We start from the raw sequence: 21,854 nt of genomic DNA, 5'->3' as shown, positions 1-21,854 counted from the left end.
TCGCAATGGTTAATATTTAATTGTTTAAATATTAACAAAAATCATGAGAGGAACTGTGTCTGTCTTATAGATAATAAACAAAAGATTAAAATAAATGTGTTTTTTACGACACATTTATCAAATTTCTGCAAAGGACAACAATTTCTTAAAGTTAAAATTAAGAATTAGTCGCATTTATGAGCGGCTATCCCGCTGGGGATGTGCGTGACCCTTTCAGGACAAAGGTTGTTTCCATGAGTCGTTTTATCCATCAATGTCTAAAACCGGTCTCAGCGGTGCTGACTTTAGGGAGCATGGCAGGGGGGGCTTTGGCTGCTTCTGCCTCCCATCAGGAAGAAAGCACGCCAACAGGGCAGGAAACGACGACACCAGCGCCTTCTGTCAATGATGCCCAGACGCAGGGCGTGCAGGCGACGCAGGTGGAGCGCATCCATGTCATCGGTCATCCGTTCAACACGATGCATGCAGGCAACGACATGGGGCGTCTGCCGCAGGATGTCATGCACACGCCGCAGACCATTGATGTCGTCCCTCGGGAACTGATCAAGCAGCAGAACGTGAAGTCTCTGGATGAGGCCCTGCGCAATGTCCCCGGCATCACGGCTTCCGTCGGGGAAGGGGCTGGCGGCCTGAATGGGGACCAGTTTCTCATCCGTGGGTTCCCGGCACAGAATGACATCTACGAAGATGGCCTGCGGGACTTCGGTGTCTACGCTCGTGACAGCTTCAATTATGATTCCGTCAATGTCATCAAGGGGCCGTCTTCACAGGTTTTCGGTAACGGAACGACTGGCGGCGCCATCAATGTCGTGACGAAGACGCCGATGGCCAATGACCATTACAACGTGGATTTCAGTGGCGGGTCAGCGGATTATTTCCGTGGCACGGTGGATGTGAACAAGACCATCAATAACAGGACGGCCTTCCGTCTGGAAGGCATGGGAGCGTCCAACAATGTGGTGGGTCGGGACCATGTCTGGGATCATCGCTGGGGCATTGCGCCTTCCGTGGCCTTTGGGCTGGGGACGAAGACGACCGTTGTTCTTCAGGTGATGCACCAGACAGATAACAGCGTGCCAGATTTCGGGATGCCGGTCATCAAGACAAAGTGGTCGGCTTATGGGCGGCCTTTGTCTGAATATGGCGTGCCGCGGCACAATTTCTTTGGCAAGCAGCAGGACCATAATCACACCGACGACACGATGGAAACATTGCGGCTGAAGCATGTTTTCAATCGGCATTTCACCTTCCACAATGATCTGCGTTTCGGTGAATACAGCCGTAATTTTGAAGCTTCGAAGGTCGTGTGCCGGGCTGGCTGTATTGATGCGATCAATGGCGGTGATTTTGGCAAGGGGCTGGTCAATCGCACGACGCCGGGCAACAGTGTGCCGCTGCCCTACAAGCAGAACAGCTGGTCCTTCCAGGACGTTGCGTCCCTGCAGGCCGACTTCAAGACATGGTCTCTCCGGCATCAGGTCGTGACAGGGTTTGACATGGAATATGTCCATGATTCCCGTCATCAGGACGTCTATGCCGGGACCATTCCTGCGGCCAATCTGCTCTATCCCAATCCGCATGAGGTAACGGATGCACAGGCCCGTCGTGTGCCGGGAGGGGAGAATCCGAAGAGCATGCCGTACATTGCCGGGCTGGGCAGAAAGCCGGACAATCATGGTTATGGGTTTGATACGGGCATCTTCCTGTATGACCAGATCTGGCTGACAAACTGGGCGTCCATCAAGGGCGGGTTCCGTTGGGACCGCTGGCAGAGTGGGTACACCGTAACAGGTGGGCCAGAGACGACCCTGAATGAGAAAAACCGCCCCGTCCCGAATGAGGACAAGCGTTTCCCGCAGACGAAGAATACCTTCAACCCGACGGCCAGCCTCGTGCTGACACCGACCAGCTGGCAGACGATCTATTTCACCTATGCCAGCTCCACCACACCAACGGGCATGTATGTGACCAGCGGGGCCGTGCCGGTCCGGCCGGGCAAGAATGGAGGAACGGTGGATAACCGGCCACAGCATGCCCGCCTGTATGAGGTCGGCAGCAAGTTCAGCCTGCTGCATGACCGCCTGGGGGCCACCATCTCGCTCTTCCGTCTGGACAAGGACAATGCCCTGACGACAGACCCGGTCTCCAACTCCACCATCAACACGGGGGCCCAGCAGCGCAACCAGGGCATGGAACTCTCCCTCGGGGGGATGATCCTGACGGGTTGGAACATCACAGCTACTTATGCGCTGTATGATCCGAAAACATCTTCCAACAATGGCGGGCCTATGCATAATCAGATCCAGTACGTGCCGCATAATCAGGCGACTCTCTGGTCCGCTTATGAGGCCTTCCCCAACCTGCCATGGAACTTCACGATCGGTGGGGGGCTGACATGGCGGCAGGGTGTGTATCTGGATAACAACAATACCTCCAAGGTGCCCGCCAACGTGGATTTTGACACCGTTATTTCCCATCATTTCGGGCGGCACTGGCAGGTCTCTCTCAACGGATACAATCTGGCCAACCGGCTGAACTACAACACGCTCTTCAGTGGCTATTCTACCCCTGCACCGGGGCGGACATTCCTTGGCCGTCTGACCATGGATTACTGAGCTGTTTTTTCAGGCCGGACATACTGTCCGGCCTGAAGGTATGGCTCCGCATTGGGGCTGGGGAACGGGCTCTTGTTTTTGTGTTCGGTTTATCCTGTCAGTTCTAAGAAATAATCGGCAATACCTGTTCACGACATGGGAGTGGAGGTAGCAACATGCTGAAAAACAGCAGGAAACAGCCATTATGGTAATGGTGTGTCATATTGTGGCAATTAAGACACAATCTTATCTGTAAACGATTTGGTATGATTTTTATGGTTTGAAACTGAGAATAATTATCATCTATGGAAGGTGTCTCTCCTTGGTGGAGGTCGTATTACCCTGATGTGGAGCACCTTTGTATGAGTCGTTTTATCCATCAATGCCTCAAGCCGGCTTCGGCTGTCCTGACACTGGGTGGTGTCGCTGGGGGGGCCTATGCTGCTGACACAACAGCCCTGCATCAGGATGGCGTTGCCACATCAGATGGAACACATGCGGAACAGACAACAGCCGGAACATCTGCATCCCGGGCGGCACAGGATGGTGTGCAGGCAACGCAGGTGGAGCGTATCCATGTCATCGGTCATCCGTTCAACACGATGCATGCAGGCAACGACATGGGACGTATGCCGCAGGATGTCATGCACACGCCGCAGACCATTGATGTCGTTCCCCGGGAACTGATCAAGCAGCAGAATGCGAAGTCTCTGGATGAGGCCCTGCGCAACGTCCCCGGCATCACGGCTTCCGTCGGGGAAGGGGCCGGTGGTCTCAACGGGGACCAGTTTCTCATCCGTGGGTTCCCGGCACAGAATGACATCTACGAAGATGGCCTGCGGGACTTCGGCGTCTATTCCCGTGACAGCTTCAACTATGATTCCGTCAATGTCATCAAGGGGCCGTCCTCACAGGTTTTCGGTAACGGAACGACCGGTGGTGCCATCAATGTCGTGACGAAGACGCCGACGGTCAACGACCATTACAACGTGGATTTCAGTGGCGGGTCAGCGGATTATTTCCGTGGCACGGTGGATGTGAACAAGCGGATCAACGACACCACGGCCTTCCGTCTGGAAGGGCTGGGGGCGTCCAACAATGTGGTCGGGCGGGACCATGTCTGGGATCATCGCTGGGGCATTGCGCCATCCGTAGCCTTCGGACTGGGGACGAAGACGACCGTCGTGCTTCAGGTGATGCATGAGACGGACAACAGCATCCCGGATTACGGGATGCCGGTCGTCAAGGCCCGTGGGTCCGCCTATGGGCGGCCGATCTCGGAATATGGCGTGCCCCGGCAGAACTGGTACGGCAAGCAGCAGGACCATAATCATACCGATGACACGATGGAGACGCTGCGCCTGAAGCACATCTTCAACGATCATCTGACATTCCACAATGATCTGCGCTTCGGTGAGTACAGCCGTGACTTTGAGGCCTCCAAGGTGCAGTGCGGCACGAAGTGCGTCAATGCGCTGAACAGTGGCAATTACGGTGCCGGTGTGATCACCCGCAATACCAACGGGAGCGTGCCGCTGCCTTACAAGCAAAACAGCTGGTCTTTCCAGGACGTCGCCTCCTTGCAGGCCGACTTCAAGACAGGTTTTCTGAGGCATCAGGTCGTGACAGGGTTTGACATGGAATATGTCCATGATTCCCGTCATCAGGACACCTATGAGGGGGCTTCCCTCACAAAGGCGGTGCCGACCGCCAACATGCTGTATCCAGACCCGCACAATGTGCCGGATGCGATGGTGCGCCGTGTTTCCGCACAGGCCAATTCCATGCCCAACATTGCCGGTATCGGCAAGAAGCCGAACAGCCGCGGGTATGGGTTCGACACGGGTATTTTCCTGTATGACCAGATATGGCTGACGAACTGGGCGTCCATCAAGGGCGGGTTCCGCTGGGACCGTTGGCAGAGCAACTACCGGACGTCCGGCCTGTCCGAACTGCCGAACAACCCGGACAGGAGCTTCCCGCAGACGACCAACACCTTCAACCCGACGGCCAGCCTCGTGCTGACACCGACGAAGTGGCAGACGGTCTATTTCACCTATGCCAGCTCCACCACGCCGACGGGCATGTATGTGACCAGCGGGGCCATACCGGTCCGGCCGGGATCAAAGGGAACCGTGGATACACGCCCGCAGCGTGCCCGCCTGTATGAGGTCGGCAGCAAGTTCAGTCTGCTGCATGACCGCCTGGGGGCCACCATCTCGCTTTTCCGTCTGGACAAGAGCAATGCCCTGACGACAGACCCGGTCTCCAACTCCACTATCAACACGGGTGCCCAGCAGCGCAACCAAGGCATGGAACTCTCCCTTGGTGGCATGATCCTGCCGGGCTGGAACATCACGGCCACTTACGCCCTGTATGACCCGAAGACGTCCTCCAATGGTGGCGGGCGGATGCATAACCAGATCCAGTACGTGCCGCACAATCAGGCGACCCTCTGGTCCGCCTATGAGGCCTTCCCCGGTACGCCGTGGAACTTCACCATCGGTGGTGGTCTGACATGGCGTCAGAAAGTGTATCTGGATAACAACAATACCTCCAAAGTGCCTGCCAATGTGGATTTTGACACCGTCATTTCCCATCATTTCGGGCGGCACTGGCAGGTCTCTCTCAACGGGTACAATCTGGCCAATCGGCTGAACTACAACAGTCTCTTCAGCGGCTATGCCACGCCCGCACCGGGGCGGACATTCCTTGGCCGTCTGACCATGGATTACTGAGTGTCGGGGCCGGCCATGCCTTCTGCATGTCCGGTCTTGAAACCGGTGGATGATGGTGTGAAGGTTTCACATGGAGCAGGCAGGTCTGTCTGCTCCTTTTCCTGTAGGTGGCGAGGCTGCTGGCCTGCCTGAAAGGCATGATCTCATGATGTTGCATATTCCGGGAGTTCTCTCGGCAGAAGAGCTGGCTGACCTGCGGTCCCGTCTGGCCGCGGGAGAATGGGTGGATGGCCGGGGAACAGCCGGGTCACAGTCTGGCAGTGTGAAGAACAATCTTCAGATCGCTCCAGACAGCCCGCTGGGGAAGGAGCTCTCCACGTTTGTCCTGCGCAAGCTGGGCACGAACCCGCTCTATAACAGTGCCGTGCTGCCCCTGCGTCTCGTGCCGCCGCTCTTCAACCGTTATGATGTGGGGATGAATTTCGGGGCGCATGTCGATAACGCCCTGCGGCCCATTCCCGGTACGGGGCACCGCATCCGTACGGACGTGTCCAGCACGCTTTTCATTTCCGATCTTGATGAATATGACGGGGGCGAGCTGGTCCTTCATGGGCCTTCAGAGGAAAAGAGGGTGCGCCTGCCTGCGGGGGACATGATTGTCTATCCCACCACGGCCCTGCATACGGTCACTCCCGTGACACGGGGCAGCCGCTGGGGGTCTTTTTTCTGGGCGCAGTCCGTCATCCGCTCGCAGGAGCACCGGTCCATCCTGTTCGACCTTGACCAGAGCATCATGGCCCTGACCCAGAGCCACGGCCCCAAGGATGCGGAGGTCCTGCGGCTGACCAACGTGTATCACAACCTGCTGCGGACATGGGCCGAGATGTGACCGTCTGGCCCACTTTTCAGAAGTGGGCTGACACGTCCAGATAATAGTAGCCGCCATTGATGCCGAGCTGGGATGTGCTCAGGTAGTATTTGGCGGCTCCCAGATAACGGTTGCCATGAGGCACCTTGCTGGGGAAGGCGGCGAAGATGTTGTTCCCGCCCAGTGTTGTACTCCAGATTTTGTTGATGTTGTACGTCACCGAAAGATTGGTCGTCCATTTCGGTCTGTTATGGAACTGGAGGTAATTGGTGGTCGAGGCCGTTGAGGTATTGTTGTTCCGGTAATAGGTCAGGGCGGAGGTCGTCTGCCCGTACCGGATTTCATGCAGGGCAACGGCCCAGCGATGCGCCGGGGATACCCATGTGCCACCAAAGATGATCTTGCTGCGGGGATACGCAGTCGTGATGTAGGCCCGGCTGGGGGCGTTGAGGACCGGCGTGCCGTCGCTGCGGGTCGCCTGATGGCGCAGTCTGGTGCGGTTCAGGTTGATGGCGGCATCCCAGTTGATGCGCCCGGCGTGGCGCAGTTTCGTGGTGTAGGTGATGGTCATGTCCATGCCCTGCGTGCGGGTGTTCGCCACATTGGCAAACCACTGGGTGGACAGATTGTTGTTCGTGATGTTGGCGGGCAGGTCGGTGATGCCGTTGGCTGCCAGAATGTTGGCGGCTTCCACACCATAGAGGTTGTTCCCGGGCAGGATGCGGCCCCGCAGGTCGATCTGGTAGAAATCGGTCGTGACATGCAGCCCTTTGAAGGGTTCGGCAATGATGCCCCCTTCCACATTCGTGCTCTGCTCCGGTTTCAGACGCTGGGCCCCGCTGGCCAGGGCTCCGGGAGAGGTGGCGGCCACCAGCCCACGGGCCACGGTCGGGGAGAGGGTCAGGGCGGAATAATGTTCCTGCGCCAGTGTGGGAGCGTGGAAGCCGTTGCTGAATGTCCCCCGGAAGGCAAGCCTCCTTGACACGTCATAACGGGTGGAAATCTTGCCGGTCTGCGTGTTGCCGACATCGGTGTAATGTTCGTACCGTCCGGCCATGTCCAGCTGCCAGTGCTTTGTCAGATGGGTGGAAATGTCGACATAACCGGAGACCACGTCACGGTTGGAGTTGCCCGCACTGCGGGGGCTTGTTCCGGCGAGGGCCAGGCTGGTGCCGCCGCCATAGGTACTGGCACTGGAGCCTTCAGCAATGGAGTAGGCTTCATAACGGTATCCGGCCCCTCCGGCGAGATTGATGCTGTGGGGCCAGAAGGACAGATTGAGCTTCCTGTTCAGGTTCAGCTCGTTGTTCCACTGCGTGTCATTGAAGCCCTGCACCCTGTTGTAGGTGGTTTGCAGGGCGGAGGCGGGAAGGGCCTTGTTGGCGTCATTCTTCAGGCCGATATTGTCGAAATCCCGCCCGTACGTGCTGGACAGGTCCCAGTGCCAGCCTGCCAGACGGCCTTTCAGCCCTGCCGTGATTTCAAAATCATTTTCTTCCAGCGTCTGGAGGGGGGAATAGCCGTCCGGGTAGATGGCGGCGTAACCGGGTGTGCTGGCAAGGGATGAGGGCAGACGGTAATTCTGGAAGGCCTCCGCATGGCGGTGGGCATAGGTGGCCGTGCTGTAGAGCTGGAGCGTGTTGGTGATGTCATAGCCTGCATTGATGGCTACGGACTCCCGGGTCTGTTCCGGCTGGCTCAGGATCTTGTTGATGGTTGTTCCGGTCCGGCTGTCCGGTCCGGAGCGGAAGCTGTGGTCCTGATGCACGAGGTCGCCACTGACATGGATGAAGCCACGGTCCTCCCCGAAGGAGGCCCCGCCATCAATGAAGATGCCCTGCTGGTAGCCGTCTCCCTTGCTTGTGATGCCGCTGTTGGACCGGATCGTCAGTCCGTGATCCTGCTTCTTGAGGATGATGTTCACCACCCCGGCAATGGCATCCGATCCGTACTGGGCCGAGGCACCATCTCGCAGCACTTCGATGTGATCGATGGCAGAGAGGGGGATCATGTCGATGTCGGTCGGGGTCGTGCCCTGCTGCGGCCCGGAATCGGCATAGATGTTGGCCGTGGTGTGCCGCCTGTGCCCATTGACGAGGATCAGCGTCTCATTGGAGCTCAGTCCCCTCAGGCTGATGGAATCCGTCAGGGCGCCTGCATCAAAGCCGCCTGTGGGGACGGTGAGGGATGGCAGCAGGAGCTGCATGGCATCCCGCAGGGTTGGCTGGCCGGTACTGGTGAGCTGCCGGCTGGAGACGACATCAATGGGTGCAATGGAATCACGGGCCTTTTTCCCGATCTCCCGTGTCCCGGTGACGATGAGTGTTTCCGTTCCGCCGGGCACCTGCTGGACGTGTTTCTGACGCAACGGGGTGGTGGCCTGCCGCCTGGTGATGGGTTTGGGCTTTCCTGTGGCAGATATTTTTTCCTGTGCCGGTGCCATGGTCTGGTCTCTGGTTGCCGCCTTGACCTGGGAGGATAGAGCCGTCATGCAGCCCAGCCCGATGCCAAGCAGGGAGGGGAGGGTAGTCAGGCGACGTGAAGGAGGCAGGGAACGCATCAGAGACCAACTTTCCAGCAGGTGAAGCAGGACCTTGCACACGGGGGATCATCCGGGCAAACCCCTATTCTTCATAGTGAAAAATAGAAACATCTATGCGCCTGTCTGATATAGAACAGTCGTCTTCAAGACCATGGGATAGAGGGTGTGACAGGGCACCTGTTGCATGAAAGGCGCCGTACTGTGCTGTCTTGGACACATAATTAACTATGATGAATCGTTCATTATGGGACAAAAAAAGCTCCTCTGGGGAGCGGAGCAGCGAAGACTGCAGAAACCGGCCTGGCAGCATCCCTGTCAGGTATAGGGAGACAGTGGCGGGGCAGGCCCCGCACAAGGTCTGGTCAAGGGAAAGGGAGTACTACAGGTCCTCATTGGGGGTCATGGTGGAAACCTGCGCCCGCAGGCCACTCTGCGGGACCTGGATGTCGATCTCCAGCTTGGAGCATTTCTGCCCCCGATCCATCTTGATCTGCACATTGTCTTCATCAATGGAGACATGACGTGCCAGAACTTCAAGGATTTCAGCATGGAGAGTCCGGAGGAGGGTTGAGTCCCCACCTTCCTGCGCCTGCCGCTCATGCGCCAGCAGGATCTGCAGCCGGTCCCGTGCTACATTGCTGCTTGCCTCGGGGCGTTTCCGGGAAAAGAAGCTGTCCAGAAAACTCATGATCCCCTCTTTTTGAAGATGCGGTCGAACAGACCACGTTTTTCGGTCGGGATGGTGACGGGGATGTCCTTGCCTTCCAGGCGGGCCACGGCTTCGAAATAGGCCAGGGCAGGGACGCTCTCCGGGGAGGCAAAAGTGACCGGAGCCCCGACGTTGGAGGCCTTGAGGACATCTTCGCTTTCGGGAATGACGCCAAGCAGGGGCAGGGAGAGGATGCCCACGACATCTTCAACACTCAGCATCTCACCACGGGAGGCCCGGCTCGGGTCATAGCGTGTCAGAAGCAGGTGCTTCTCGACCGTCTCACCTTTCTGTGCCCGGGCTGTCTGGCTGTCGAGCATACCGATGATGCGGTCAGAGTCACGGACGGAGCTGACTTCCGGATTGGTGACGATCACGGCGTGGTCGGCATGATGCATGGCCAGCTGGGCCCCGCGCTCAATGCCGGCTGGGCTGTCACAGAGGATCCAGTCGAAGCGCTCCCGCAGCTCGTTCATCACCCGTTCTATGCCCTCGCTTGTCAGGGCGTCCTTGTCCCGGGTCTGGGAGGCCGGCAGGATGGACAGGGTATCACAGCGCTTGTCACGGATCAGGGCCTGATGGAGTGTGGCTTCCCCCTGGATGACGTTGATCAGGTCGAACACGACCCGCCGTTCGACCCCCATGATGAGGTCCAGGTTGCGGAGCCCGACGTCAAAGTCGACCACAGCCACATTCTGTCCGCTTCGCGCCAAGGCGGCCCCAAGGGCGGCTGTTGTTGTCGTTTTGCCAACGCCCCCTTTGCCGGATGTAACAACAACGATCTTTGCCATGAAATTTTCAGCTTTCCCGCAGTCGGCTCATGAGCCTTATTTGTGGACATTATTGCAGATGATTAAGGTTCAGTAAAAGGGAACCTTGCCTTGTTGCTTCATACTCTACAGTGATGATTAAGCATTGATAAGACATTCCGTGTCACAAGTGGGCAGTTTTCTTTTTTCAAAAAAGGAAAAAGTCATATTTTGACAGTCCCTGCCTGGAGGGGAGTCACATTCAGCCGTTCCTGTTCCAGATAGACCTGTGCGGCTTTCCCCACGGAGTCTTCCGGCATTTCTTCGGCCACCATGTAGAAACCGTCAATGGCGAGCAGTTCGGCCTCCATCTTGGCGGTGTAGATGCGGGCCTGGGGATGGCCGTCCACCCCGGCAATGGCCCGCCCGCGCAACGGCCCGTAAACATGGATGGACCCACCGGCAATGATCTCCGCACCAGAGGAGACGGCCCCCAGCACGATGACGTCCCCATCGGGATTCTGGATGGACTGGCCAGAGCGTACGACCCGGTTGATGATGAGCGGTTCGCTCAGGTTCGCAGTGGCGGGCTCGGCCGCCTGCGGCTCTTCGCCATCGGGCAGGTTCACGGGCCCGCTCGGGCGCCCGCCCTGGAGTTCGATGGGCCACTCCCATGACTGGAGGGCTGCCCAGTGGCGATCTCCCCCCTCAATGCCGATCAGATGGATATGGCGCTGGCGCAGTTCCTGCTGGAAACCGGCCAGTCCTTCCGTATTTTCATCCAGCAGGCTGAGGTCCAGAATGACGGGCTGGCGGTTGAAGAATCCGGCGGCGCGCCTCATATGCTCATCCAGTCCGGCCAGCCAGTCCTTCAGCGGGGCTTCTGGGGAGAGAATGAGTGCCAGGAAAGACCGGCCCCGGGCACGGATGGTCATTCTGCTGGTACCTGGGGCTTGCACTGCGGACGCATCTGACGGATGAAACGACGGAGATGCTGATGGGCTGGACATGAACTGTGGATCACCGTGGTTGTGTCTGGACTGATTGGAATGGTCTCTGTTCCCTGATGCAAAAATGCCGTAGGAAAAACATATGCGTATACTGCATCACTTACCCCTGTCTCCGCAATCGCGTTTTGTGCGGCTCATGCTGGCAGAGAAGAAGCTGCCGTTTGAGCTCGTCGTGGAAAAGACGTGGGAGCAGAATGAACGGTTTCACGAACTGAATCCGGCAGGCGAGGTGCCCGTTCTGGTGGAGGACAGTGGCATGGTCGTGCCTGGCGGGCGTGTGATTGCCGAATATCTGGAGGATGCCTACCCGGAGACCTCTCTTCTGGGGCGCAATCTGGCTGAACGGGTGGAAGTCCGCCGCCTCATGGACTGGTTTGAGCGGCTCTTCCAGCAGGAAGTCATGGTCAACCTTCTGGGGGAAAAGGTGGAGAAGCGTCTTTTCGGGCAGGGGCATCCTGATGGGAAGATTCTTCAGGCAGGGTACAAGAATCTCCGTTTCCATCTGGATTACATTGGCTATCTGGCCGAAACACGGACATGGCTGGGGGGTTCTGTTCTGACAGCGGCAGATTTTACGGCTGCGGCCCATATTTCCGCCCTGGATTTTCTGGGTGATATCGACTGGCGCCGGGCTCCGTGCGTGCGGGACTGGTACGCCCGCATAAAGTCCCGCCCCTGTTTCCGTGATCTTCTGGGTGACCGTGTCAGCGGCGTGAAACCACCTGCCCATTATGCCGATCTTGATTTCTGACAGGTCATGAAGGGCGTGGGGCAGACATGGTGATGTGGGATGTGGCCGTCATGGGGGCGGGGGCAGCTGGCATGATGGCGGCTGCCACGGCAGGGCAGAGGGGCGCGCGGACTGTCCTTCTGGACCATGCCGATCAGCCGGGGCGGAAAATTCTCATTTCTGGTGGTGGGCGGTGCAATTTCACCAACCTGAAGGCGGACTGGACATATTACCGCTCTGAAAATCCCCGTTTCTGCCGCTCCGCTCTGGCCCGGTACCGCCCGCAGGATTTTCTGTCCCTTGTCGAGAAATACCGCATTCGTTGGCATGAGAAGGAAGAGGGACAGCTTTTCTGCGATGAATCGGCCCGGCAGATTGTTTCCATGCTGGAAGATGAATGTCGGGTTGGCGGGGTTACGTTCCAGCTGGGCTGTTCCCTGAGTGATGTGAGCCATGATGGTCACAGTTTCACACTGGAGACATCACAGGGGCCGGTGCGGGCACGGTCCATCATTCTGGCAACGGGGGGGCTGGCCCTGCCCAAGCTGGGCGCCACCGACATTGCCCTGAAGCTGGCCCGGCAGTTCGGCCTGCGGATTGTGCCACCCGCTCCGGCCCTCGTGCCTTTTCTTCTTGAAGCGGCCCAGCCGAATCTTGCTGGTGTGTCCCTTCAGGTCACGGCTTCGCTGGCCGGGCGGAAGAAGCCGGTCTTCACGGGGGGAATGGTCTTCACCCATCGGGGTGTGTCCGGCCCGGCCATCCTTCAGATATCGTCATGGTGGGACAGGCATGAAGCCCTGCGCCTGAATCTGGCTCCGGGGCGTGATGTTCATGAGGATATGCGGAGTATCTGCCAGCAGCGCCCGAAGGCTCATGCGCCCGCCCTGCTGGAGGCCCTGCCCGCCCGGTTGGTGAAGGTGTTGGTTGCTGGAATGCTGGATGACCGCCCGCTGGCGGAACAGCCAGCGAAGGCGGTGCGTGCCCTGGCAGCGCAGGTGAGTGACTGGGTTCTCCACCCGGCGGGTACGGAGGGTTACGCCAAGGCAGAGGTCATGCGGGGCGGTGTGGATACGAGAGACCTGTCCTCCCAGACCATGGAGGCCCGCACGGTACCGGGGCTGTATGTTGTCGGAGAGGCCGTGGATGTGACAGGCTGGTTGGGAGGGTACAATTTCCAGTGGGCCTGGGCCAGTGGCGTGGCGGCCGGACAGGCTGCGGCAGGGCGGTCTGGTGTGTGATGGTGGCCAGAGGAGGGGCGATGCGATGGCGGCGGAAAAGAAGATGAAGAAGATGGAACGGCAGCCATGGCCCAGCGATGCTCCGCTGGAGGGTGAGGGACAGGCCCCGGTAAAGCTCCTTCTTGTCGAGGATGACGACAGTCTTGCGGAAGAGATCGTGGGGGATCTGTGCGGGCGTGGCTATGAGGTTTCACGTGCAGCAACAGGGACCGAGGGGCTGGAGATGGCCCGCCGGGATGATTATGCCCTGCTGGTGATGGACCGCATGCTGCCGGGCATGGACGGGCTGAGCGTGTTGGAGACCCTGAGGGAGCAGGGCATGACCATGCCGGTTCTGGTCCTGTCGGCCCTGTCAGCCGTGGATGACCGCATCAGTGGCCTGAAGGCGGGCGGGGACGATTACCTGACAAAACCATTCGTGATGGAAGAGCTGGCCGCCCGGCTGGAAGCCCTGTTGCGCCGTCCCATCTATGGCCGTACCTCCATGCTGAAGCTGGGGCCGCTGGAGATGGACCTTCTGGAACGGCGGGTGCGACGGGACGGGCGGGAGATCGACCTTCTGCCACGGGAGTTCCGGCTGCTGGAATACATGATCCGCCGCCCCAATACGGTGCTGACCCGGACCATGCTGCTGGAGGATGTCTGGAATTACCGGTTCGTCCCCCGCACCAATCTGGTGGACGTGCATATCGGCAAGCTGCGTCGCAAGGTGGACCGGGATGGCGAGGAGCCGTTGATCCACAGCATCCGTGGTGCCGGGTTCTGCCTGCGTGTCCCGGAGTGACCTGTTTCGCACGGCGGCGTTCCGGTTGACGCTGGGGCTTGTCTGTGTCGTCGTGCTGGGGATGCTGCTGGAGCTGATCCTGCTTTATGGGCAGATCAGTACTTATGAGCAGCTGCGCACCAACGACCTGCTGCGCCGTTCTGCTTCGGTCCTGATGCAGGAGGCCCCGGGTGATCTGGAGGTCCGGCTGAAAGAACGCAGCACGAGCGAGCTGCGCATCTTCCTGAATGCTGCCGCCCTGTTCGACAGGGACCATCACCCCATAGCCGGGGACATGACAACGTGGCCCGCAGGGCTTACGGCCAGTCCTTCTACCCAGAACCTCTCCTTTGTCCTGCCGGATCATTCCGTGACGGTCATGCGCTTTCTTGTGGTGGAAGTGCCGGGGATGCAGCCGGGGAAGACCCGCCTTCTGGTATTGGGGCGCTCCCGCCACATGGTGGATGAGCTGCGGCGTGTAGCCCGGCAATGCGCCCTGTTCTCCATGGTTCCGGTCGTACTGTTTGCTCTCATGGCGGGGATGATCCTCAGCCGCCGTGCGTTGGGGCGCATCACCAAGATGCATCATTCCATCGAGCAGATCGTCAAGGGGCAGCTTCGGGAGCGCCTGCCTGTCGGGCGCGGTCATGATGATCTTGACCGTCTTGCCGGGTCGGTCAACAGAATGCTGGACCGTCTGGAGCAGCTGATGGGTGAAATGCGGGATGTTGGCAACGACATTGCCCATGATCTCCGTACACCATTGGCCCGTGTCCAGGCCCGGCTGGATCGCCTGAACGGTTTTGTACAGGCGTTGACATCGACCCCGGAGGAGGAGCTCCGCTTCGAGCAGGCAATGGCTTTGTGCCAGAGGGATCTCGAGCAGTGTTTTTCTGTCATTACGGCCCTGCTGAGGATCGGGGAGATTGAAAATGGTCAGCGCAGGGCTGGTTTCAGGCGCATGGATATCATGCCTCTCATTGCCGACATGGCTGATCTGTACGAGCCCAATGCAGAAACGCAGGGGCTGACCCTGTCCGTGATACCTCATGAAGGCCCCGTGGAGCTTTGGGGGGATGCCGACCTGCTGAACGAGGTTCTGGCCAATCTTCTGGACAATGCTCTGAAATTCACGGGGGAGGGGGGAGCTGTCACTCTACGGGCAGGGCGGAACGAGCTGGGGGAACCGTGGTTCGAGGTGCGGGATACCGGGGTTGGTATTGCGGTGGAGGAGCGTGATGCCGTGATGGGCCGCTTCTACCGGGCAGACAAGAGCCGCCACGTGCCCGGCAGCGGGCTGGGGCTGAGCCTTGTGGCGGCCATCGTCCGGCTGCATGAGGCCCGTCTCGTGATTGATGAGAACCGTCAGGGGGATGTTGGCAGCGGAACCGTGTTCCGTCTTGTTTTCCCGGTTCCTGAACAGGCCCAGTGCGCAGGGTGAGGTGTGATGGGCCGTGGCAGATAAAAGGCTGGTAACGGAACCGTGTTCTTAAAAATCTTTTCAGATGAAAAGCATTTTTTCTTTGGGTTGCGTCGTTATAATCCCCCGGACGCAGGGTTGGGGCCTTCGGGCACCTGTGGCCCGTCCAGGTGGAGAGACAGATTGCCCAGCAGTATCGAGACAGAGAAGACAGCCTATCGAATGAAAGCGGGGATGGGTGAGGGGGCCTTCATGCTGGGACTGCCCCTATCCGACATGGGGTCCTGCCCGTCATGAATGCCATTGTCCTGACCGCCCTGCGGCGGCCCTATACGTTTGTGGTCATGTCCATCATGATCCTCATTTTCGGGGTGAGGGCCATCCTGGGCACGCCGACGGACGTGTTCCCCAACATCAGGATTCCGACGGTGGCAGCTGTCTGGTCCTATACAGGGCTGATGCCAGAGGAAGTCTCCGGCCGTATCGTCTATTATTATGAGCGCGCCCTGACGGCGACCGTCAACAATATCGAGCACATTGAGAGCAACTCCTATTACGGGCGTGGGATTGTCAAAATCTTCTTCCAGCCCGGTACGGATACCAGCGTTGCCCAGACGCAGATCACTTCCGTGTCCCAGACGGTCATCAAGCAGCTGCCCACCGGGGCCACGCCGCCGCTCATTCTGGCATTGGATGCATCATCCGTCCCTGTCCTGACCCTGCAGGTCAACAATCCCAACATGTCCGCTTCGGAGGTCTATAACATGGCCTCCAACCTCATACGGCCGGAGCTGGTTTCCGTAGCGGGGACGGCCATCCCCAATCCTTATGGTGGTGTGGCAGCGGACATCATGGTGGATATCGACCCGGTGAAGCTTCTGGCGCACCGTCTCTCTGCCGTGGATGTGGCCAGCGCCCTGAACAGGCAGAATATCGTGCTTCCGGCCGGGGATCAGAAGGTCGGTGCCATGGATTTCATGGTGCGGACCAATTCTGCCCCCATGGATATTGCCGCTTTCAACCGGATGCCCATCAAGCAGGTGGGTAATTCCGTCATCTATCTGCGGGATGTGGCCTGGGTCCACAAGGGTGGGCCGCCGCAGACGAACGCCGTGCTGGTGCGAGGCAAGCAGGCGGTGATGATCGTCATCCTGAAGAGCGGGAACGCTTCCACGCTGGATGTGGTGAGCGGGGTGAAGAAACTTCTGCCGGATATCCAGAAGACGCTTCCCCCCGGCACAAGCATGGATATTCTCACCGATGCATCCAGCTTCGTGAAGGAATCCGTGGTCGATGTGGTGCGGGAAATGATCACCGCTGCCATCCTGACCAGCCTGACGGTTCTGCTCTTTCTGGGGTCGTGGCGTTCGACCGTGATCGTAGCGGTTTCCATTCCGCTGGCCATGCTTTCGGCTCTGATTGGCCTCAGCCTGGCCGGGCAATCCATCAATGTGATGACGCTGGGCGGTCTGGCTCTGGCTGTCGGTATTCTCGTGGATGATGCCACGGTGATGATCGAGAATATTGATGCCCACCTTCATATGGGCAAGGAGCTTGAGCCTGCCATTGTCGATGCTGCCAACCAGATCGTCATCCCGACATTCGTTTCGACCACCTGCATCTGCATTGTCTGGTTCCCGCTCTTTGAACTGACAGGTGTGGCGGGATGGCTGTTCATGCCGATGGCCGAGGCCATCATTTTTGCGATGATTGCCTCTTTCGTTCTTTCCAGAACGCTCGTCCCGACGATGGCGAACTGGCTTCTGGCCGCACAGGTGGAGCAGCAGCGCCATCCTGACCATGCCAGCCGGAAAAAGGGTTTCTTTGGCAGGTTCCAGGAGAGATTTGAGGCATATTTCGAGCGGTTCCGCCAAAGTTATCATGATGTTCTTCTGGCCGTACTGGCGATACGGGCCCGGTTCATCATTCTTTTCCTCTCCGGTGCGCTGGCGTCTCTTCTTCTGCTTTTCTTTGTCGGGCAGGATTTTTTCTCGGAGATCAAATCCGGGACCATGCAGATGCATTTCCGGGCTCCGGTCGGAACCCGTATTGAGGAAAGTGCCAAACTCAGCGGGTTGATTGAAAAGAAAATCCGTGAGGCCCTGCCGGGTCAGGTGAAGCTGATCGTCAATAACTGCGGCCTGCCGATGAGCCAGATGAACCAGGCCATGGTGCCCTCTCCCACGACAGGAACACAGGACTGTGATGTCACCATTCAGCTGGAGGATGATGAAAGTCCGATCGCCGAATACCGCAAGCGCCTGCGTACGGCCCTCAGCACGGCTTTCCCGGGGATAGGTTTCACCTTCCAGCCGGGCGATCTGACAGCTAAGATTCTCAATTTTGGCCTGCCATCTCCCATTGATGTCCAGATTGTCGGGCGGGATCTCCAGCATAATTATGCCTTCGCCGTCCGTCTGGCCCAGCGTCTGCGCAGAATTCCCGGTGCGGTGGATGTCAGTGTCCAGCAGCCCATGACCCAGCCGACCATGCTCATCAATGCCCATCGCAGTTTCGCCATGGGCACCGGCATCACGGAGCGTGATATCGCCTTCAATGTGCTGACAACCCTTTCGGGGAGTTCGCAGGTCGGGCAGACTTATTACCTCAACCCGCAGGGCACTTCACAGCTGATCGACGTGCAGGCCCCGGCCATGTACCTCCAGACCCTCAATGACCTGGAGAAGATGCCGCTCGACAAGGGGGATGGCAACCCGCAGAACGGGACCATGCAGATACTGGGTGGTGTCAGTCATATCGAACAGACAGGGACACCGGCGGAAGTCTCCCATTACAACATCATGCCGGTGTTTGACATCTACGTGGCGGCAGAAGGGATCGACCTCGGGGCTCTGTCCCGTGCTGTAAACCGGGAGGTGGAAAGCGTCCGGCCTGACCTGCCGCATGGGTCCAGCATGGTGGTGCGTGGGCAGGTCGTGACGATGAACAATGCTTATGTCCAGCTGATTGGCGGGCTGCTGCTTTCCATCGTGCTGGTCTATCTGATCATTGTCGTGAACTTTCAGTCGTGGCTGGATCCGTTCGTCATTGTCATGGCTCTGCCTGCCGCTCTGGGCGGGATTGCGTGGAGCCTGTTCCTGACCCATACGACCCTGTCCGTTCCGGCGCTGACAGGGGCCATCATGTGCATGGGGACAGCCACGGCCAATGCCGTGCTGGTTGTGGCTTTTGCCCGGGAGCGGCTGGAGGAACACGGCAATGCCGTTCTTGCCGCCTCGGAAGCCGGATTTGAACGCATCCGGCCCGTGCTGATGACAGCCCTTGCCATGATGATCGGCATGATCCCCATGTCCATCAGCAATTCCTCCAATGCGCCGCTGGGCAAGGCCGTGATCGGCGGGCTGATGATGGCCACGGTGGCTACGCTGCTGTTTGTCCCCTGCGTTTTTGCCCTGATCCATGGTGGTGCCCCGAAGAGTGACCGGGCCACTCCAGAAGGAGAACCTTCATGAATCCGTCCCCCCATCAGACTCCATCTCCGGCTCGTGGCAGGGGGCGCCTGCTGATTCTCATCCTTCTGGCGGTGCTTGCAGGGCTGGTTGTACTGGGGCTTGTACAGCGTGCCCTGCACAGGAGAGAGCTGGTGCGGGAGACGCAGGATAGTGCCATTGCCCGTGTCGTGCTGATAAAGGCGCAGCCGGGTCCTGCCACCCGGACCGTGGACCTGCCTGCCAATCTGGCAGCCTGGTATGAGGCGCCGATCTATGCGCAGGTCTCTGGTTATGTGAAGATGTGGTACAAGGATTACGGGGCCCACGTGAAGCGGGGCGACCTTCTTGCGGAGGTCAGCACGCCGAGCATTGATGCCCAGTACGCGGCGGCCAAGGCGCATTATGAGGTCATCAATGCCCGTTACAAACTGGCGCTGATTACCACGCAGCGCTGGACAGCCCTGCGGGGGACACAGGCCGTCTCCCGGCAGGAGGTGGATGTGCAGGCTGCCAATGCCGCTGCCCAGAAGGCCGAGCTTGACGCTGCCGCCCATGAAGTTGAACGGGTGGAGGCGCTGGAGAATTTCAAACGTATCGTAGCCCCTTTTGATGGGATCGTGACGTCCCGTCTGGTCAATGTCGGGGATTATGTGAACGCGGCCGGGGGCAATCTCAATTCACGGGGGGCGATCGCCGAGCTGTTTTCCGTGGCGGATGTGCATCGGATCCGTGTGTTCGTATCGGTACCGCAGGATTTTGCCAGTGTCATTTCGCCCCGCATCAGTGCGGAGCTCAGCGTGCCACAATATCCGGGGCGTGTGTTCAAGGCCCGTTTTCTGGCCACGGCCAATGCCTTCAATGCCGCAACCCGGACCGTGACGACCGAGCTGGTGCTGGACAATCCTGATGGGCTGCTCTGGCCCAATTCTTACGCCACGGCGCATATCCAGGCTCCCGGCGACCCGAACGTGCTGATTGTGCCTACCAGTGCTCTCATCTTCCGTGCCCAGGGGATGCAGGTGGCCAAGGTTGTGAATCATCATGTCCGGCTGGAGACTGTGCAGGTCGGTACGAATTTTGGCATGACGACACAGGTTCTTTCCGGCATGTCCCTGGATGATGAGATTGTGGCCAATCCGACAGCCGACATGCTGGATGGTGATGAGGTCCGGGTTGTGACACCCACCCGTGGATATAATGATGTCAAACCCAAGGATACTGAGAAGCCAGTGCCGAATGTGACATCGAATGATCTGAGGCGTGTCGGTGCGATGCCACCACCGGAGGAAAACAGCCCTGATGATCAGGCAAAGCCGGGCGAAAGAGGGGCAACGGCATCCGATTCTGCGCCTGTCAGACAGGAACAGGGGCAGCACTGATGGCAACAGGGGTGTGGAAGACGGTCTCCCTTCTGGCAGGAGGGCTCTCTTTTTTTCTGACATCATGTGATCTGGCTCCGAACTATCACAGGCCACATTTCATTTACCCGGAGGGGTGGGCAGGCAAAGGCATCATGGGGGATGCCAAGCCGGCCGATGCAGTCGTGCGGGGAGAATGGTGGAAGCTGTTCCACGATCCCCAGCTTGATGAGCTGGAAGAGCGGCTGAACGTCTATAATCCGGACCTTCAGGCAGCGGCGGAGGTTTTCACGCAGGAGCGTGACATCGCCCGTGAGACGGAAAGTCGTCTGTATCCGCAGCTGGCCGGTGGGGCGCAGATGAGCCGGAACAAGCAGTCTGATGGGCGGCTCTTCCTGCGGCGGAGCAACAATACGCCCATTTATGAATCCAACGTCGCCTATAGCGGTGCCGCCACGTGGGAGCCGGATTTCTGGGATGCCATCCGCAACCAGACGCACATGCAGAAAAATCTGGCGCAGGCCGGGGCTGCTGAATATGCACTGACGAGGCTGAGTCTCCAGGCCGAGCTGGCATCAAACTACATGGCACTGCGTGGGATTGATGCCCAGCTGGCTGTTTATGATGATTCCATCCGGTATTTCCGTACGGCCGTGGAGATCACGAGGTTGCGGCAGGGTGGGGCCATTGGTGCGGGGCTGGATGTCTCCCGTGCGGAGAATGAGCTGTACTCCGCACAGGCGGCAAGGAGCTATCTGGAGGCGACCCGGCAGGTGCAGGAACATGCCATTGCTGTCATGGTGAACATGGTGCCTGCCAGTTTCCACATCCAGCCGGTCAAGGATTTCCGGCTGCATTTTGATACCATCCGGGTGAAGGAAGGTATCCCATCCACACTGCTGGAGAGACGGCCCGACGTGGCCATGAGCGAGCGGCAGATGGCTGCCGCTGCACGGGCCATTGGTGTGTCCCGGGCAGCTTTCTATCCCCATATCACCATCAGTGCGACGGGTGGCTTCGAGGATGCCGGGTTTGATCTGGCCAGCATCTCCAAGGCGTTCTGGCGGGTGGCCGTGCAGGCTGTGGAGCCGCTTTTCACGGGGGGGATGCGGCGTGCGGCCCTGCAACGGGCCTGGTCGCAATATCGGGAACGCGTGGACGCCTATCGGGCGACGGTTCTGGCGGCCTTTCAGGATGTTGAGGATGGGCTGAGCCAGACAGCCCTATACCATCAGGAACGGCTCCAGCAGCATCAGGCAGTGGATGCTGCACTGCGGACACAGGCCATGACGATGGCTCTTTATACGGGGGGGCTGACGAACTATCTGGATGCACTGGTGGCCCAGCAGGATGCGCTGAAGGCCCGCCTGCTGGAGGTGCAGGCGCAGACACGGCAGCTCCAGTCCACGGTCAGGCTCATCCGTGCCCTTGGCGGTGGCTGGTCGGACAGGCTCCTGCCGGACATAAAGAGCATCGATCCGATTGGGCCGTTGCAGTATGAGGGGCTGCACCATGCCCGCCCCGCCGGTGAGGTGCCGGTGGGAACCCCGCAGAAGGGTTCTGAGATCGAACCACCCGTTGCGGAACGTGACCTGACGGGGGCAGCTGCCGTGCCAGCGCACCCCTGATTCCTGCTTGACGGTATGGGCGGAATGGTCTAGGCACCCTCTCAGTCGAACGTGGGAGGCGGGGATGATCCCTGCCGTCTCAACCACGGTTCGGGAACTGTAAATTAGGGAGTCC

Annotated in this window: 14 protein-coding genes; 10 read left to right on the top strand and 4 right to left on the bottom strand. The window is 59.0% G+C overall.

What is annotated here, in order from left to right; all coding sequences use genetic code 11:
• Positions 1–233 precede the first annotated feature (233 nt).
• The 3 genes from CO583_RS06410 (at position 234) to CO583_RS06400 (ending at position 6,161) form a co-directional block, all read left to right on the top strand.
• Positions 234–2,615: a TonB-dependent siderophore receptor gene (locus CO583_RS06410; protein ID WP_081563396.1), complete on the top strand. Its 2,382-nt coding sequence runs from the start codon at positions 234–236 to the stop codon at positions 2,613–2,615.
• A 341-nt stretch (positions 2,616–2,956) separates the two neighbouring features.
• Positions 2,957–5,332: a TonB-dependent siderophore receptor gene (locus CO583_RS06405; protein ID WP_249103274.1), complete on the top strand. Its 2,376-nt coding sequence runs from the start codon at positions 2,957–2,959 to the stop codon at positions 5,330–5,332.
• A gap of 145 nt (positions 5,333–5,477) precedes the next feature.
• Positions 5,478–6,161 carry a Fe2+-dependent dioxygenase gene (locus CO583_RS06400; RefSeq protein ID WP_043558305.1) on the top strand — a complete coding sequence of 228 codons (684 nt, stop codon included), beginning with the start codon at positions 5,478–5,480 and terminating at the stop codon, positions 6,159–6,161.
• Positions 6,162–6,177: 16 nt separating this feature from the next.
• Here the strand turns inward: CO583_RS06400 and CO583_RS06395 are convergent, their stop codons facing one another.
• The 4 genes from CO583_RS06395 to minC all read right to left on the bottom strand — a co-directional run bounded on the left by CO583_RS06395 (position 6,178) and on the right by minC (position 11,075).
• Positions 6,178–8,700, bottom strand: coding sequence for a TonB-dependent siderophore receptor (locus tag CO583_RS06395; protein ID WP_043557805.1), 2,523 nt, complete (start codon positions 8,698–8,700; stop codon positions 6,178–6,180).
• 361 nt (positions 8,701–9,061) lie between these two features.
• Positions 9,062–9,370: a cell division topological specificity factor MinE gene (minE, locus tag CO583_RS06390; RefSeq protein WP_043557807.1), complete on the bottom strand. Its 309-nt coding sequence runs from the start codon at positions 9,368–9,370 to the stop codon at positions 9,062–9,064.
• Entirely contained in the window at positions 9,367–10,182 is an 816-nt protein-coding gene (gene minD / locus CO583_RS06385) for a septum site-determining protein MinD (RefSeq protein ID WP_081562853.1), read from the bottom strand. Before minD ends, minE begins: the two co-directional genes overlap by 4 nt.
• A 182-nt stretch (positions 10,183–10,364) precedes the next feature.
• Positions 10,365–11,075 carry a septum site-determining protein MinC gene (gene minC, locus CO583_RS06380; protein WP_103765221.1) on the bottom strand — a complete coding sequence of 237 codons (711 nt, stop codon included), beginning with the start codon at positions 11,073–11,075 and terminating at the stop codon, positions 10,365–10,367.
• Between the two features lie 157 nt (positions 11,076–11,232).
• Between minC and CO583_RS06375 the strand changes: the two genes are divergently transcribed.
• The 7 genes from CO583_RS06375 to CO583_RS06345 all read left to right on the top strand — a co-directional run bounded on the left by CO583_RS06375 (position 11,233) and on the right by CO583_RS06345 (position 21,739).
• Positions 11,233–11,901: a glutathione S-transferase family protein gene (locus tag CO583_RS06375; RefSeq protein WP_043557811.1), complete on the top strand. Its 669-nt coding sequence runs from the start codon at positions 11,233–11,235 to the stop codon at positions 11,899–11,901.
• Between the two features lie 32 nt (positions 11,902–11,933).
• On the top strand, positions 11,934–13,118 hold the full coding sequence (locus tag CO583_RS06370; RefSeq protein WP_408902065.1) for an NAD(P)/FAD-dependent oxidoreductase: 1,185 nt from the start codon (positions 11,934–11,936) through the stop codon (positions 13,116–13,118).
• A gap of 52 nt (positions 13,119–13,170) precedes the next feature.
• Positions 13,171–13,902, top strand: a complete 732-nt coding sequence (locus CO583_RS06365; protein ID WP_052348917.1) for a response regulator transcription factor — start codon at positions 13,171–13,173, stop codon at positions 13,900–13,902.
• On the top strand, positions 13,889–15,322 hold the full coding sequence (locus CO583_RS06360) for a HAMP domain-containing sensor histidine kinase (RefSeq protein ID WP_043558309.1): 1,434 nt from the start codon (positions 13,889–13,891) through the stop codon (positions 15,320–15,322). The genes CO583_RS06365 and CO583_RS06360 overlap by 14 nt, the downstream gene beginning before the upstream one ends.
• Before the next feature lie 272 nt (positions 15,323–15,594).
• Positions 15,595–18,774 (top strand): efflux RND transporter permease subunit, encoded by a 3,180-nt coding sequence (locus CO583_RS06355; protein WP_086431268.1) that lies wholly within the window; start codon positions 15,595–15,597, stop codon positions 18,772–18,774.
• Complete coding sequence (locus tag CO583_RS06350) at positions 18,771–20,132, top strand: efflux RND transporter periplasmic adaptor subunit (protein ID WP_052348862.1); 1,362 nt, start codon at positions 18,771–18,773, stop codon at positions 20,130–20,132. Before CO583_RS06355 ends, CO583_RS06350 begins: the two co-directional genes overlap by 4 nt.
• Positions 20,132–21,739: an efflux transporter outer membrane subunit gene (locus tag CO583_RS06345; protein ID WP_043557818.1), complete on the top strand. Its 1,608-nt coding sequence runs from the start codon at positions 20,132–20,134 to the stop codon at positions 21,737–21,739. Before CO583_RS06350 ends, CO583_RS06345 begins: the two co-directional genes overlap by 1 nt.
• Positions 21,740–21,854: the final 115 nt, after the last annotated feature.

The organism is Parasaccharibacter sp. TMW2.1882, from assembly GCF_023337635.1.
GTDB lineage: Bacteria > Pseudomonadota > Alphaproteobacteria > Acetobacterales > Acetobacteraceae > Bombella > Bombella apis.
Note: the sequence above shows the minus strand (reverse complement) of the source record. Positions and strands in the feature narration are given on the sequence as shown.